Origin of the sequence: Thauera mechernichensis, from assembly GCF_029588855.1 — a bacterium.
Classification (GTDB): domain Bacteria; phylum Pseudomonadota; class Gammaproteobacteria; order Burkholderiales; family Rhodocyclaceae; genus Thauera; species Thauera mechernichensis.
The window spans coordinates 419915-434509 of record NZ_JARQZE010000002.1 but is presented as its reverse complement, the minus strand read 5'-3'; the positions used below and the strand labels follow the sequence as shown (position 1 = coordinate 434509).

16 protein-coding genes are annotated in these 14595 nt (G+C 67.9%); 13 read left to right on the top strand and 3 right to left on the bottom strand.

All coding sequences use genetic code 11. The annotated features are described in order from the left end of the window. Positions 1 to 17 precede the first annotated feature (17 nt). From P7F68_RS04885 to P7F68_RS04860, 6 genes are all read left to right on the top strand, one after another. Entirely contained in the window at positions 18 to 2162 is a 2145-nt protein-coding gene (locus P7F68_RS04885; protein WP_277831153.1) for an FAD-dependent oxidoreductase, read from the top strand. Between the two features lie 97 nt (positions 2163 to 2259). Then, positions 2260 to 3030: a DUF3047 domain-containing protein gene (locus P7F68_RS04880; protein ID WP_277831151.1), complete on the top strand. Its 771-nt coding sequence runs from the start codon at positions 2260 to 2262 to the stop codon at positions 3028 to 3030. 45 nt (positions 3031 to 3075) lie between these two features. Beyond that, entirely contained in the window at positions 3076 to 3777 is a 702-nt protein-coding gene (locus P7F68_RS04875; protein WP_277831149.1) for a TIGR04283 family arsenosugar biosynthesis glycosyltransferase, read from the top strand. Further along, on the top strand, positions 3774 to 4430 hold the full coding sequence (locus tag P7F68_RS04870; protein WP_277831147.1) for a TIGR04282 family arsenosugar biosynthesis glycosyltransferase: 657 nt from the start codon (positions 3774 to 3776) through the stop codon (positions 4428 to 4430). The genes P7F68_RS04875 and P7F68_RS04870 overlap by 4 nt, the downstream gene beginning before the upstream one ends. Further along, a complete protein-coding gene (locus P7F68_RS04865) occupies positions 4427 to 5542 on the top strand; it encodes an FAD-dependent oxidoreductase (RefSeq protein WP_277831145.1) in 1116 nt (371 codons plus the stop codon). The genes P7F68_RS04870 and P7F68_RS04865 overlap by 4 nt, the downstream gene beginning before the upstream one ends. Positions 5543 to 5867: 325 nt before the next feature. Further along, the gene (locus P7F68_RS04860; RefSeq protein WP_277831143.1) at positions 5868 to 6065 is read left to right on the top strand and encodes a zf-HC2 domain-containing protein; all 198 of its coding nucleotides are present in this window, start codon (positions 5868 to 5870) and stop codon (positions 6063 to 6065) included. A 25-nt stretch (positions 6066 to 6090) separates the two neighbouring features. Here P7F68_RS04860 and P7F68_RS04855 read toward each other — a convergent pair whose 3' ends face one another. The 3 genes from P7F68_RS04855 to P7F68_RS04845 form a co-directional block, all read right to left on the bottom strand. Beyond that, complete coding sequence (locus P7F68_RS04855) at positions 6091 to 7038, bottom strand: toll/interleukin-1 receptor domain-containing protein (protein ID WP_277831141.1); 948 nt, start codon at positions 7036 to 7038, stop codon at positions 6091 to 6093. A 262-nt stretch (positions 7039 to 7300) separates the two neighbouring features. Next, entirely contained in the window at positions 7301 to 7912 is a 612-nt protein-coding gene (locus P7F68_RS04850; RefSeq protein ID WP_277831139.1) for a sigma-70 family RNA polymerase sigma factor, read from the bottom strand. A gap of 95 nt (positions 7913 to 8007) precedes the next feature. After that, positions 8008 to 9192 (bottom strand): aminotransferase-like domain-containing protein, encoded by a 1185-nt coding sequence (locus tag P7F68_RS04845; RefSeq protein WP_277831137.1) that lies wholly within the window; start codon positions 9190 to 9192, stop codon positions 8008 to 8010. A 61-nt stretch (positions 9193 to 9253) separates the two neighbouring features. Between P7F68_RS04845 and P7F68_RS04840 the strand changes: the two genes are divergently transcribed. The 7 genes from P7F68_RS04840 to P7F68_RS04810 all read left to right on the top strand — a co-directional run bounded on the left by P7F68_RS04840 (position 9254) and on the right by P7F68_RS04810 (position 14592). Next, positions 9254 to 9700, top strand: coding sequence for a MarR family winged helix-turn-helix transcriptional regulator (locus P7F68_RS04840; protein WP_277831135.1), 447 nt, complete (start codon positions 9254 to 9256; stop codon positions 9698 to 9700). Between the two features lie 129 nt (positions 9701 to 9829). Continuing rightward, a complete protein-coding gene (locus P7F68_RS04835) occupies positions 9830 to 10534 on the top strand; it encodes a hypothetical protein (protein ID WP_338405585.1) in 705 nt (234 codons plus the stop codon). Between the two features lie 15 nt (positions 10535 to 10549). Next, on the top strand, positions 10550 to 10870 hold the full coding sequence (locus P7F68_RS04830) for a thioredoxin family protein (protein WP_277831229.1): 321 nt from the start codon (positions 10550 to 10552) through the stop codon (positions 10868 to 10870). Beyond that, positions 10809 to 11045 (top strand): DUF2789 domain-containing protein, encoded by a 237-nt coding sequence (locus P7F68_RS04825; RefSeq protein ID WP_198291745.1) that lies wholly within the window; start codon positions 10809 to 10811, stop codon positions 11043 to 11045. Before P7F68_RS04830 ends, P7F68_RS04825 begins: the two co-directional genes overlap by 62 nt. A gap of 88 nt (positions 11046 to 11133) precedes the next feature. Continuing rightward, positions 11134 to 12048, top strand: a complete 915-nt coding sequence (gene yghU, locus P7F68_RS04820) for a glutathione-dependent disulfide-bond oxidoreductase (protein ID WP_277831129.1) — start codon at positions 11134 to 11136, stop codon at positions 12046 to 12048. A gap of 122 nt (positions 12049 to 12170) precedes the next feature. Beyond that, complete coding sequence (gene pgi / locus P7F68_RS04815; protein WP_277831127.1) at positions 12171 to 13856, top strand: glucose-6-phosphate isomerase; 1686 nt, start codon at positions 12171 to 12173, stop codon at positions 13854 to 13856. Continuing rightward, positions 13849 to 14592 (top strand): response regulator, encoded by a 744-nt coding sequence (locus P7F68_RS04810; protein ID WP_277831125.1) that lies wholly within the window; start codon positions 13849 to 13851, stop codon positions 14590 to 14592. The genes pgi and P7F68_RS04810 overlap by 8 nt, the downstream gene beginning before the upstream one ends. The last annotated feature ends 3 nt before the right edge of the window (positions 14593 to 14595 follow it).

Sequence of the window (14595 nt, the reverse complement as noted above, 5' to 3'; positions counted from 1 at the left end):
CATTGGCAGACATCCAGATGAATCCTCGCAAACTCGCCCTGCTCGTGATCCTCGCCGCCGCGATCGGCAGCTTCTTCCTGCTCGATCTCGGCCAGTACCTCAACCTGCAGACGCTGAAGGCGCAGCAGGCCGCCATTGCGGACTATCGCGAGCACAATCCGGTGCTGAGCGTCGCCGTCTATTTCCTCATCTACGTGGCCGTCACCGCCTTGTCGGTGCCCGGGGCGGCCTTGCTGACGCTGGCCGGCGGCGCCGTGTTCGGACTGCTGTGGGGGACGGTGATCGTCTCCTTCGCCTCCACCCTCGGCGCCACCGCCGCCTTCGTGATCGCGCGCTTCCTGCTGCGTGACTGGGTCGGGCAGCGCTTCGGCCAGCGCCTGGCGGCCATCGACGAGGGCATCAAGCGGGAAGGTGCGTTCTACCTGTTCACGCTGCGCCTGGTGCCGGTGTTTCCGTTTTTTCTGGTCAACCTGCTGCTGGGCCTGACGGCGATGCGCACCTGGACCTTCTTCTGGGTCAGTCAGCTCGGCATGTTCGCGGGCACCGTGGTGTATGTGAATGCCGGCACCCAGCTCGCGCGCATCGACAGCCTGGGCGGCATCCTGTCGCCCGCCCTGCTCGGCTCCTTCGCCATCCTGGGCGTGTTCCCGCTGATTGCGCGGCGCGTAGTGGAGCGCGTCCGCCGCAATCGGGTCAATGCGCGCTGGACACAGCCGAAACAGTTCGACCGCAACCTGGTGGTGATCGGGGGCGGCAGCGCCGGCCTGGTCACGTCCTATATCGCCGCAGCGGTCAAGGCCAAGGTGACGCTGGTCGAGCGCCACAAGCTCGGCGGCGACTGCCTCAACACCGGCTGCGTGCCCTCGAAGGCGTTGATCCGCTCGGCGAAGTTCCTGTCGCACGTCGCGCGCGCGCCCGAGTTCGGTATTGCCTCGGCCGATGCGCGCTTCGATTTCGCCGAGGTGATGGAGCGGGTGCAGCGCATCATTGCCCAGGTCGAGCCGCACGACTCGGCCGAGCGCTACACCGGGCTGGGGGTCGACGTGGTGCAGGGCGCTGCGCGCATCGTGTCGCCGTGGGAAGTCGAGATCGATACCGCCGACGGCGAGCGCCGACGCCTTACCACACGCGCCATCGTCATCGCCACAGGCGCCCGCCCGACGGTGCCCGAGCTGCCCGGTATCGAAGATACGGGCTACCTCACCTCCGACACGGTCTGGTCGCTGCGCAAGTTGCCACGCCGACTGCTGGTGCTGGGCGGCGGGCCGATCGGCTCGGAACTGGCGCAGGCCTTCGCCCGCTTCGGCGCCCAGGTCATCCAGGTCGAACGCGGGCCGCGCCTGCTGCCGCGCGAGGACGCCGACGTCTCAGAACTGGTGATGCAGCGCTTTCGCGCCGAGGGCATCGACCTGCGCCTCGAGCACCAGGCCAAGGCCTTCATCACGGACGGCGAACAGAAGATCCTGATCGCCGAGCATGCGGGCAAGGAGGTGCGCATCCCCTTCGACACCGTGCTGATCGCGCTCGGGCGCAGCGCCAACCTGCGGGGCTACGGACTGGAGGAACTCGGCGTGCGCTGTGGCCGCACGATCGAGACGAACGCGCTGCTGCAGACCAACTACCCGAGCATCTACGCCGCGGGCGACGTGGCCGGGCCTTACCAGTTCACCCACACCGCCGCGCATCAGGCCTGGTACGCCGCGGTCAACGCGCTGTTCGACCCGATCAAGACCTTCAGGGCGGACTACCGCGTCATCCCCTGGGCCACCTTCATCGAGCCCGAGGTTGCCCGCGTCGGACTCAACGAGCAGGAAGCACGCGAACAGGGCATCGCCTACGAACTCAGCACCTTCGGCATCGACGACCTCGATCGTGCCATCGCCGACAGCGAGGCACACGGTTTCATCAAGGTGCTGACGGTGCCCGGCAAGGACCGCATCCTGGGCGTGACCATCGTCGGCGAGCACGCGGGCGACCTCATCGCCGAGTATGTGCTGGCAATGAAGCAGGGCATCGGGCTCAACCGCATCCTCGGCACCATCCACATCTATCCGACCCTGGCCGAAGCCAACAAGTACGTGGCCGGCACCTGGAAGCGGGCTCACGCCCCCGAGCGCCTGCTGCAGTGGGTGGAGCGCTTCCACACCTGGCGCCGCGGATAGGTGTCGACACCCGGATGCGGTGCAACTCCGAACACAGGCGCATGAACACCCCGCTCTTGAACACCCGAGGCATGAACACCCAACTCGAGGCCATCGAATGAATCCGCACCGTCACGTCTCATGGACCGCAGGCCTGCTGCTCCTGCTGGTCGCCCCGGGCGCGCTGTCCGCCACAGCCTGGGTGGGGCGCTTTGACGGCGCAGGACTGCTGCCCGAGCCCTGGCGCATCCAGCAGCTCGACGAGCGCATCCCGCCCACTCGCTACACGCTGCGCGAGTGGGACGGCGTGCCTGCCGTCGAGGCGCTGGCCGAGCGCAGCATGGCGCTGCTCGGCCGCCCGCTCGAGGTGGACCTCGCGGCAACGCCGCACCTGTGCTGGCTGTGGCGGGTCGATGCCCCAGTGGCAGACGCCGACATGACGCGCAAGGCGGGTGACGATTACGCGGCGCGCGTGTATCTGAGCTTCGACGTGGCACCCGAGGCGCTCGGCTTCGGCACCCGCACCAAGCTGGCCCTTGCGCGCTCGATCTACGGCAACCAGGTACCCGACGCCGCGCTCAATTACGTGTGGGACAACCGCCACCCGATCGGCACGCTGCGCGACAATGCCTACACCGATCGCGCACGCATGCTCGTGCTGCGATCGGGCGCGGAGGATGCCGGGCGCTGGGTGCTGGAGCGGCGCAATGTCGCCGAGGACTTCCGGCGCGCGTTCGGCGACCTGCCGGCGAAGCTCAGCGGTCTGGCGCTGGCTTCCGATACGGACAACACCGCGAGCGTGGCGCGTGCCGGCTTTGCGCAGTTCCGCTTCGTCGCCGATGCAGGCGACTGTGACACCCCGCAGCCTGGGGCCGTGGATGGAGGCTGAAAGTTGAGTGATCCGATGCAGGCGCCGGAACGGACGCCAAGGTCCGTGCACGAAGGCGCTGAGAACGACGTGTCGATCGTGATGCCGGTGCTCGATGAGGCCGCCGGCATCGTCGCGCGCCTGCAGTCGCTGCAGGCGCTGCGCAGGCAGGGGGTCGAACTCATCGTCGTCGACGGTGGCAGCCGGGACGACACCGTCGAACGGGCCGCTCCCCTGGCAGATCGGCTTTTGAGCACAGGCCGTGGACGCGGGCGGCAGATGAACGCCGGTGCAGCCTGCGCGCGCGGCGGGGTGCTGCTCTTTCTCCATGCCGACACGACCCTGCCCCCCGACGCGATGTCGGCCGTGCGCCAGGCCCGCGCAAGCGGTGCCGCATGGGGGCGCTTCGACGTTCGCATCGTGGACGGGCCCGCGGGGATTGCGGTGGTCGCCTGGGCGATGAACCTGCGCTCGCGCGTCACCGGCATCGCGACTGGAGACCAGGCCATGTTCTGCACACGCGAGGCCTTCGCGGCGGCGGGTGGCTTTCCCGAGATCGCGCTGATGGAGGACATCGTGCTCTCGCAGCGGTTGCGTGCGCGTTCACGCCCGGCCTGCCTGCGCCAGCGGGTGGAGACGTCCGGCCGGCGCTGGGCGCGTCATGGGCTGGTGCGCACGGTGCTGACCATGTGGTGGCTGCGCCTGCGCTTCTGGCTCGGCGCCTCACCGGATGCGCTTGCGCGCGCCTACGGATACACCCCGCGATGAACGACGACGCCTCGACCCGCATCGAGCTGGCAATCCTGGCCAAGGCGCCGCTGCCCGGCCTGTGCAAGACCCGCTTGATTCCGCACCTCGGCGCGGCCGGCGCGGCGGCGCTGCAAGGCTGGCTGCTGCAGCGCGCGGTGGCCACGGCGGTGAGCGCCGACATCGGGCCGGTCAGCCTGTGGTGTGCGCCCGACGAAACCCACCCCGACTTCCAGCGCTGCCGGGCCTTCGGCGATGTCCGCCTGCTGCCCCAGCCACAGGGGGATCTTGGCGCACGCATGCATGCCGCAGTTGCCGCAGCGCGCACGCCGGCGGGCACGCTGATCATCGGCACCGACTGCCCGGCGCTGACGCCCGGCTTGATCCGGCAGGTGGCCGACGCCCTCGGCCGCCACGACGCGGTGCTTGTCCCCGCGGAGGATGGCGGCTATGTGCTGATCGCGCTGCGGCGTGCAGATCCGCGCCTGTTCGAGGCCATCGACTGGAGCACGGATCGCGTCATGGCGCAGACGCGCCTGCGCCTGCAAAACCTCGGTCTCGACTGGCACGAGACCGCGCCCTTGTGGGATGTCGACCGCCCGGCCGACTTCGAGCGTCTGGCCGCAGGCATGCCGGCACTACGCTCGCTGGTCGCCACGCCGGAGCAGGCATGAAGCGCCTCGTCCTCGCCGGCGCCGGGCACGCCCACCTGCACGTGCTGCGCACGCTCGGCGCGGCGCGCTGGCCGGGCGTGGAGGTCGTCCTCGTCACGCCCTACCCGCGCCAGATCTACTCCGGCATGGTGCCGGGCTGGATCGCGGGGCACTACCGCCTCGAGGACTGCGTCGCCCCCGTCCTGCCGCTGGCGGCTGCCGCGGGTGTACGCGTCGTCCAGGATGTCGTGTGCGCAGTCGATGCGGCGCGGGGCCATGTCACGCTGGCAAAAGGCGGCCGCATCAACTTCGACGTGCTGTCGCTGGACACCGGTGCCGGCCTCGCCATGGATGAAGGCCTGTCGGATCACCCTGGGCTGCTGCCGGTGCGCCCACTCGAGCCCTTCGTGGCGAGATGGGAACAGGCCCTGGCAACGCTGCTCGACGACGCCCAGGCGCGGGTGGCCGTAATCGGTGGCGGCGCGGCAGGCGTCGAACTCGCGTTGGCAGTCGCGTACCGACTGCGTCGCGAGACCGGCGCCGCAGTGCAGCGGGTGACACTTGCATGCGGGGGTGGCTTGTTGCCGGGGCACGCGCCCGGGGTCGTCAAGCGCGCGCGCGCAGCGCTGGCACGCCAGGGCGTCGAACTCGTCGAACAGCGGGTGCGGGCCGGCACATCCGCACTGGAGACCGCGGCAGGGACGCCGCTTGCCGCAGCGTGGGTGATCGCGGCTACGGGCGTAGCCCCACCCGGCTGGCTCGCCCAATCGGGGCTGGCGCTCGCGCCGGATGGCTTCCTCGCTGTGGGAAAAGGCCAGCAGAGCGTTTCACACCCGAACGTGTTCGCCGCGGGCGACGTCGCTTCGCGCATCGACGCACCGCACGCCAAGTCGGGCGTCTATGCGGTGCGTGCGGGCCCGGTGTTGAGCGGGAACCTGCGGCGTGCCCTGGCAGGGCGCCCCATCGAGGCCTATCGACCGCAACGCCGCAGCCTGTACCTGCTGGCCACCGGACCGCAGGAGGCGATCGTCTCATGGGGCCCGCTTGCGGCAAGCGGCAGCCTTGCGTGGCGATGGAAGGACTGGATCGACCGGCGTTTCATGCGCCAGTATCAATCCTCGGGCGAAGAATGAGCATGCATGTGCTGGCGCCAACAAGATCGACCGCAAGCTCCGTCAGGGGCCTGCGCCTGCAACACGGGCACGCGCCCGGTTCAGTAACCCGCCCTGGGACGACGCCTCGGTCACCGCGATCCGGCATGAGATGCTGCGCTTTGCCCGCATGCAGCTGCGCGACGCTGGACGAGTTCGATGTGCTGTTCAACCAGCGGGAACTGTGGAACCCCGACGATCGCCCCGCGATATGGTCGGATCACGAGGCCTGCTTCGTGATCCTGCACCGAGCACGGCTCGGCCTGCGGGAGTGTCTCGAGAATCGCCGTTACCAGGGAGAGGTCCGATGAAGATGATGGACTGCAAGGATGTGACGCGGCTCATGTCCGAACGCTATGAGCGCACGCTCAGCCTGCGCGAGCGGCTGTCGCTGAAGGTGCATACGGCCATGTGCATCGGTTGCACGAATTACGGCAGGCACATGGACGTGCTGCGCAAGGCCATGGCTCGGTTGCGCGAAGGAAAGACCAGCGACGAACGATGAGCAGGCCGCAACCAGCAGCCCGCCGTCAATCTTGTGCGCCCAGCTTCGCGCTGACTGCGGAGACGAGCGCGGCGAAATCGCTTTCGCTGTGCATCTGTGGCGACAGCGTGTTCATGTTGCCGAGGATGGAGGTCAGTTCGGCGATCGTGCGCCGGATTTCGGCGTAGCGGTCGATGTCCTCGCGGAAGCCCTTCAGGTCGGCTGCCGAGACGGTCTTGAGGGCCTCGTCGAGTTCGCGGATCTCGGCTTCCCAGTGCTGCACGTAGCGCACCCGATCAACTGATCGATGAATCTTCGCGTCGTCGAGCAGCACCGGGAATACGCGGTCCTGGAAGTTGCCCTGCGCGGCGACCCGCATCAGCTCGAACATGCAGTGCGGCGAGCGCAGGTACTTGTCGCCGATCACTGCGATCACGCAGCGACCGCCGCCCAGCCGTTCCATGAAGGCACGGATATCTGCCTTGTAGCCGAGCGCCTGCTTGTCGCGCACGACCGTGATGCCGTGCTCTGCGAATGCGCGCTCGAGCCGCTCCACCAGGGCCTCGCTCTCGCCGCCCCAGGCATAGGAGACGAAGACCTCGCGCGTCAGCTCGCCGGGCACGGGCGCCCGGCCTGTCGCAGCAGCGGGGACGACGCCAACGATGGTATCGGGTCGGCTTGCCGGGAGCCGAGCGAGGGACGACTCCAGCGCTCTGAAGACCGCTTCGACGTTCTGCCTGTTGCGGCCGAAGTCGAATACCGTCGTGCTCACCTTGCAACTGCTGCGCGCATGGACGGCACCGTCCCGCACCGTGAGCTCGATGTCTTCGCCGAAGGACTTCCAGTTGACGCCTGCACTCGCCTCGATGCGTCCTTCGTCCGGCAGCGCACGCTCGATGGTGAAGCCGCATTCCGACAAGGCGGCGCGGCCTCCTTCGAACAGCAGGGCTGTCGCCAGCGCGTAGTGGCGTGTCTCTTCGTGCTTCGCTGCCATGCCGGCCTCCGCTGTGAATGTGCTCGCCGCGGCGCGATCGACGCCGCTCATGTCGTCCTTGTGCAAGCCTTGATGGTGCTGCCGGTCTGGCGCCATGGAAGTTGGGGCACTCCCGAGCGGCAGCGCGCCTCGATTCTAGCCGTTCGGGAGAGACCTGGCGCGTCGTGCTCGCCGCCCGCGTTGCCCTCGCTCAGGCGAGCGTCGCGCGTGCGCTCTTAGCGTGCGGACATGAGCCGCATCACATCCTTGCAACTCAGCATCTTCATCGGCCCTCTCCCTGGAACCAGCGATTCTCCAGACACTCCCTCAGACCCAGCCGCGCGCGGTGCAGGATCACGAAGCAGTTGTTGCTGGTGATGCCGAGCTCCGCACAGATCTCCGTGGTCTCGAGTTCCAGAAGCTCACGCATCGTGTAGACGCGAGCGATGTGCTCGGGCAGGTTGTTCATGCAGATGTCGAAAACCGTCCAGAACGCATCCTGTTCGAAAGAGGCTTCCGGGTCCGACCAGGTCGATGGCCGGTCATCGGGGTTCCAGTGACCGCGCTGCTCGAACAGCGCGTCGAAGTCCTCCAGGCCGGCGTCGACCTCCGCGCGCGCAGCGAGGTCGCTACGGCTGATCTCGCGCGCCGACGCGCGGATGTGGTCGACGATCTTGTTGCGCAGGATCGCGAACATCCAGGTCTTGAAGGCCGACCGCCCGGCGAAGCGCTTGGCGCCGGTCATCGCCGCCATCAGCGCCTCCTGCACCATGTCCTCGGCCGCGCCGCTGTCGCGCAGTTGCAGGCGCGCGAAGCGCAGCATGTCGCGCCGGATCGCGGTGATCGAGGCGTCGTCCCAGGGCGGGCTCAGGGCCTGCGCGCTGGCCTCGGTCATAGATCGCTCCTGTCTCTTGTCTTCGCAAGAATACCGCGATCGTGAGGACGACAGCTCCGTGCGCTGCTGCAGCAGACCCGCGCACGAGCCGGTGCTCAACGCGCCGCCACCCTGCGGGCTACCGGGTGCTCGATCGCGCGCCGGACAAGCTCGGCCAACACGGCCAGCCCGCGCTCGATGCCCGCCTCGTCCGCATGGCTGAAGTTGAGCCGCATGCTGCCGTTCGCGGCTGGCTCGCCGGCATGGAACAGCTCGCCCGGCATGAATGCCACGCCGCGCTCGATCGCTGCGGGCAACAAGGCACGGGTGTCGATCGGCGCCAGCAGGTCAATCCAGAAGAACAGCCCCCCAGGCGGCGTCCGCCAACGTGCGAGCTCGCCGAAATGGCGCTGCAGCGCGGCGGCGAAGAAGTCGCGCTTGCGCCGATAGGCGTCCACCACCCGCTGCATGCGCTCTGCGCGGTCGGGCGAGCGCAGTTGCGCCAGCACGACATGCTGGCTGACGCGGTTGCTGTGCAGGTCGGCCGCCTGCTTCAGACGCACCAGCAGCGGCACCAGCGCGGGCGCGGCCACCAGATAGCCCAGGCGCAGGCCGGGTGCCAGCGTCTTGGAGAAGGAGCCCTGGTAGATCCACGGTGCGCGCTCGAGATGAGCGCACACCGGCGTGCGCTCGCAGGCGTCGTAAGCCAGGTCGCGATACGGATCGTCCTCGAACAGCGGCACGCCCAGGGTGTCGCAGGCACGGGCGAGCACAGCGCGCTCGGCGGCGTCGTAGCAATGGCCGGTGGGGTTCTGGAAACTCGGGATCGCATAGGCCAGCGCGGGCGGCACATCGGCGTCGAGGCCGGCGAGCGGCTGCCGCGGGCGCAGTGGCGCAAAACGGGCTCCGAAGAAGCGGAACACTTGCAGCGCTGCGAGGTAGGTCGGCTCTTCCACCGCCACCGTCGTACCCGGGTCGATGAAGAGCTTTGCCACCAGATCGATGCCCTGCTGCGATCCCGACAGCACGAGCACCTGGTCGGCCGTGCAGCGCAGGCCGATGGCGGCGACCTCGGCCGCGATCTGCTCGCGCAGCGCCGGCTCGCCTTCGCTTGGACCGTACTGCAGCACCTCGCGCGGCAATGGCATGCCTGACAGATCGGGAAAGCTGTCTGCCGACGGCAGGCCGCCCGCGAACGAGATCATGCCGGGACGATCGATAACGGCGAGTATCTCGCGGATCGCAGAGGGTTGGAGGCGATCCACGCGCTCGGAAAGCTTGGGCTGTTGTCGGCTGTTCATGGCTAAGCGTCAATGTTGTTGACCTTTTGCCAAGATAGGCACCTCCGCCTATCATGTCAACATGCTTGACCAATCAACAACCGACGCATTCGACGACAAGGACCCGCGTCGCGCGATCGAGCGCTTCTACTTCGCCTACCGCGCCTTCACTGCGGGCGCCGACCAGTTGCTGGAAGCGCGTGGCCTTGGGCGCGTTCATCACCGCGTGCTCTACTTCATCGGCCGCAATCCCGGGATTTCCGTCGGCGCCCTGATCGACGCCCTGGGTGTCAGCAAGCAGGCCCTCAACGCCCCGCTGCGCGAGCTTGTCGAACGCGACCTTATCCGTGCCGAGCCTGCCGCCGAAGACCGCCGCGTGCGTCAGTTGTCGCTCAGCCCACAAGGCCAGGCGCTCGAAGCCCAGCTCACCGAGATCCAGACCGACCTGCTCGGCCGCGCCTTTGCCGATTGCGGCGGCGAAGCGACCGATGGCTGGCACGCAGTCATGAAGCGACTCGCCGCCAACTGAACGGGCCGGACGGCAAGCACCGGCGCGACATCCCGGCGACGCTCGACGACGCAGCATCCGGCACGGACACCTGAGGTGTTCCCCACCCCTTAAACTGTATAAAATATCAGTCACCCAGGAAGACTGATGATGACTCACGACCAGATGACCCTGTTCGCGGTCCCGACCGCCCCAACCGAGTCGCAGCCCGCGCGTCAGGCACTACCTCGGCGAGCGGTCCGGACACGCTCCGCGCCCGACGATGCGCCCCAGGCTGCGCTGCTGCCCCTGCAACTGATTCCCCACGAGGCCACACCCGCCATGACCGATAACGACCCCATGCCCTCCATCGCCCCCGCTCCCGACGACACCCCGGACGCCATCCGCAGCGACCGCCTGTGGCAGCTCGACGGCTGGACCGCCCGCGTAATCAAGAACGAGGACGACGACGGCTGGGCGGTGGAGATGCTCAAGGACGGCGAGGCCGAGCCGGCGCTGGTCGGCCCATGGACCATGGGGCGTGACAAGAAGAACCCCAAGCCGCTCGACCAGGCGGCCTTCAACACCCTGGTCAAGACCGCGACCGAAGTGCTGCAGCGCCATGCCCAGCAGGCCCACGCAATGCTGCACAAGTCGCTCACGGTGTTCGCACTTGACGCCCAATGGGACGTTCGCCTCGACATCACGCCGGACGAGTACGAGCCCTTTGCAACCCTGAGCGCGTACGACGAAGCCGGCGATGAAGTCGCCCAGGTACGCGTGGCACCGGACTTTCGCCTCAACACCACGAGCGCGACGGCCTGGATCGTCAGCGGCTTCGCCCGCCCTGGAGGCCGGGGGCCTTTCGACGACTGAGCCAAGGGCAAGCAGATCGCGCTCGAGAGGGTTGAGGGCATACAGAGAATCATGAACTATGGCGTGATGTCGACACCGGAAGTGGTCATCGACGGTACTGTAGTGCACACCGGCGGAGTGCCCGCACGCAGCCAGGTCGAAGGCTGCTTCCGAGCATGCCCGCCTGTGCAGGACTGCCGGGCGAGCGCAACCATTGATGGCGGAAAACGCGGCTGTCGCAGCCTTTCGGCTCATCGTCATCCTTGCAACAGGATTCAACGAAAAGGAGTTCACCATGGAAACCGGTATCCACGCCTTCAGGGACCTATTCGCTCAACTTGGCTTGCCAAACAGTGACGCTGAAATCGCCGATTTCATCCGGGCTCACAGCCCACTGCCCGACTTCGTGAAGTTGGCGGACGCGCCATGCTGGACGCAATCACAGGCGGCCTTTCTGCGCGACGAGTTGGCAGAAGACGCCGACTGGGCCGAGGTCATCGATCAGCTCAGTGCAGCGCTGCGGCGCACTTGAGCGGAAGATTTAGCGGCCGACATGGCGCGCACCAGATGGCCTATCATGCCGCGAACGGCTTGGCCGGAGAGCCCGGGAACGATCGATCATGAGCAACTCGCAGTCACAAGCCCCAAGTCAGGGGCTCGGCAACACCGACGCCGACACTTACACCCCGCCCCGGGTGTGGACCTGGAACAAGCCCAATGGCGGACACTTCGCCAGCATCAACCGTCCGATCGCCGGCGCCACGCATGAGCGCGAGCTGCCGCGCGGCCGGCACCCGCTGCAGCTGTACTCGCTGGCCACGCCCAATGGCGTGAAGGTGACGGTGATGCTCGAGGAACTCCTCGCGCTCGGCCATGCCGGGGCGGAGTACGACGCCTGGCTGATCCGCATCAACGAGGGCGACCAGTTCGGCAGCGGCTTCGTCGGCGTGAATCCGAACTCGAAGATCCCCGCCCTGCTAGACTGCAGCAGCCCGCAGCCGACCCGCGTATTCGAGTCCGGCGCCATCCTGATGTACCTGGCCGAGAAGTTCGGCGCCTTCCTGCCCACCGCGCCGGCACAGCGCGCAGAGTGCCTGTCGTGGCTGTTCTGGCAGGTCGGCAGCGCGCCCTACCTCGGTGGTGGCTTCGGCCATTTCTACGCCTATGCGCCAACCCGTATCGAGTACGCCATCGACCGCTTCTCGATGGAGGTCAAGCGCCAGCTCGACGTGCTCGATCGCCGCCTGGCCGAAAGCCGCTTCGTGGCCGGGGACGACTACACCATCGCCGACATCGCGATCTGGCCCTGGTACGGTGCGATGGCGAAGGGGCTGCTCTACGACGCGGGCGAGTTCCTGCAGGTCGAGGACTACACCCATGTCGTGCGCTGGGCCGATGAGATCGCGCGTCGCCCGGCGGTGCGGCGCGGGCGCATGGTCAACCGCGTCACCGGCCCGCTGGAGCAGCAGCTGCACGAGCGCCACGACGCAAGCGACTTCGACACCCGCACCCAGGACAAGCTGCAGGAGGTCTGAATGGCGGACCCGCAAGGGGGCTGAAGCCCCCTTGGCCAGTGTTGCGGACGCGACGATTTCAAGCGTACGGGATAGACGATAGAATGGCCGCCCACCCAGTCACGGCCGATCGAGTGCCCGCAATGAACCAACCCGCGCCCCGCCCCAGTACCACGCAGCTGCCCGCCTGGCAGGCTCTTCGGGCCTGCTGCGAGGCCGCGGCCGGGCGCCACATCGCCGATGAGTTCGCTGCCGACCCCGGGCGCGCCGAGCGCATGCACACCGAGGCCTGCGGCATCTTCCTCGACTATGCCAAGAACCGTGTCGATGCGCCCACCCTGGCCCTGCTTTTCCAGCTCGCACGCGAGGCCGGCGTCGCCGAGCAGCGCGCAGCCATGTTCGGCGGCGAACGCATCAACCGCACCGAGGGGCGCGCGGTGCTGCACGTGGCGCTGCGCATGCCGGCAGGCAGCACGCTGATGGTCGACGGCGACGACGTGGTGGCGGACGTGACCGCGGTGCGCGAACGTGTCCGCCGCTTCAGCACGGCGGTGCGCGAGGGCGGATGGCGCGGCCATGATGGCCGTCGCATCACCGACGTGGTCAACATCGGCATCGGCGGCTCCGACCTCGGCCCGCAGATGGCCTGCGAGGCCCTGCGCGACTTCGCCCACCGCGAGCTGAGGCTGCACTTCATTTCCAACGTCGACGGCATCGCACTCGACCGCCTGCTGGGCACGCTCGATCCAGGCACGACGCTGTTCATCGTCGCCTCCAAGACCTTCACCACCCAGGAAACCCTCACCAACGCCAATGTCGCACGGCGCTGGCTGCTCGGCCATGCGGGCAGCGAAGCGGCCATCGCCCGCCACTTCGTCGCCGTGTCGACCAACACCGAGGCCGTTGCACGCTTCGGCATCGACACTGCCAACATGTTCGGCTTCTGGGACTGGGTGGGCGGGCGCTATTCGATGTGGAGTGCGATTGGCCTGCCGCTCGCGCTGCAGATCGGTGCCGAGCGCTTCGACGAGTTGCTTGCGGGCGCGCACGCAATGGACGTGCACTTCCGCGACGCGCCCTTCGAGCACAACCTGCCCGTCATCCTGGCCTTGCTCGGGATCTGGAATGTCGACTTCCTCGACGCGCCCACCCAGCTCATCGCCCCCTACCACCAGGGCCTGCACCGGCTGCCCGCCTACCTGCAGCAGCTCGACATGGAATCCAACGGCAAGTCGGTGCGATCGGACGGACACGCGGTCGGCTGCCACACCAGCCCGGTGATCTGGGGTGAGACCGGCATCAACGGCCAGCATGCCTACTTCCAGATGCTGCACCAGGGCACGCGCCCGGTGCCGGTGGATTTCATCGGCGTGCTCGAGCACCCCGCCCATCTGCACGCACAACACCGCATCGCTTTCGCCAACATGGTGGCGCAGGCCGAAGCCCTGATGCGTGGCAAGCGCGCAGCCGAGGCCGCCGCAGAGATGCACGCCGCCGGCCTGCCGCAGGAACGCATTGACGCACTGCTGCCGCATCGGGTGTTCGCCGGCAACCGCCCGAGCAACACCCTGCTGCTCGATCGCCTCGACCCTCGCACTCTCGGCGCCCTGATCGCGCTCTACGAACATCGCACCTTCGTGCAAGGCGTGGTGTGGGGAGTCAATCCTTTCGACCAGTGGGGCGTCGAACTGGGCAAGCAGCTCGCCGGGCGAGTACTCGAGGACATGGATCGCAGCACCGATATCAACGCCCATGACGCCAGCACGACGGCCTTGATCGACCGCTACCGCCGTGGCGCGCGCGCGACAGACCCCGTCCAACATGCGTGAGGCCCGCGTCCCCACGCTCCTGGTGGTCGATGACGACCTCGTCGCGCAGGCAAGGCTCAAGGCCTATTTCAGCCAGGAAGGCTATCGCGTGCTCGCTGCCGACGACGGCGAAGGCTTCTGGGCTGCGCTCGCGCGCGACGCAGTCGACCTGGTGCTGCTCGACATCAACCTGCCTGGGCAGGACGGCCTGTCGCTTGCCCGAGCGCTGCGTGCACGCGACGCCGGCATCGGCATCATTCTGGTCACCGCGCGCAATGACGACATAGACAAGATCGTCGGCCTCGAGGTGGGTGCCGACGACTACGTGACCAAGCCCTTCAACCCGCGCGAACTGCTGGCGCGGGTGAAGAGCCTGCTGCGGCGCAGCGGTGAACACGCAGCTACCGCCGAGGCCAGCACGCGCCCGCTGTGCTTCGGCGGCTGGACCCTGGATCTCGCAAAGCGCCGCCTCATCGATATCAACGCGAACGAAGTCGCGCTCACCCGGGGTGAGTTCGAGGTACTGGCGCTGCTCGCACGCCACCCCCAGGAGGTACTGAGCCGCGATCGCCTGTCGCGCGCCGTTAGCGGTCGCGACTGGGAACCGCAGGATCGCACCGTGGATGTCCTGATCCGCCGCCTGCGCGGCAAACTCGATGGCGGAACGGGCGATGACGGCGCCCCCTCGCTGATCGCCACCGTACGCGGCGAAGGCTACCGGCTGGCGGTCGACGTGGTGGCCGGCCCCGCCACCTGAACG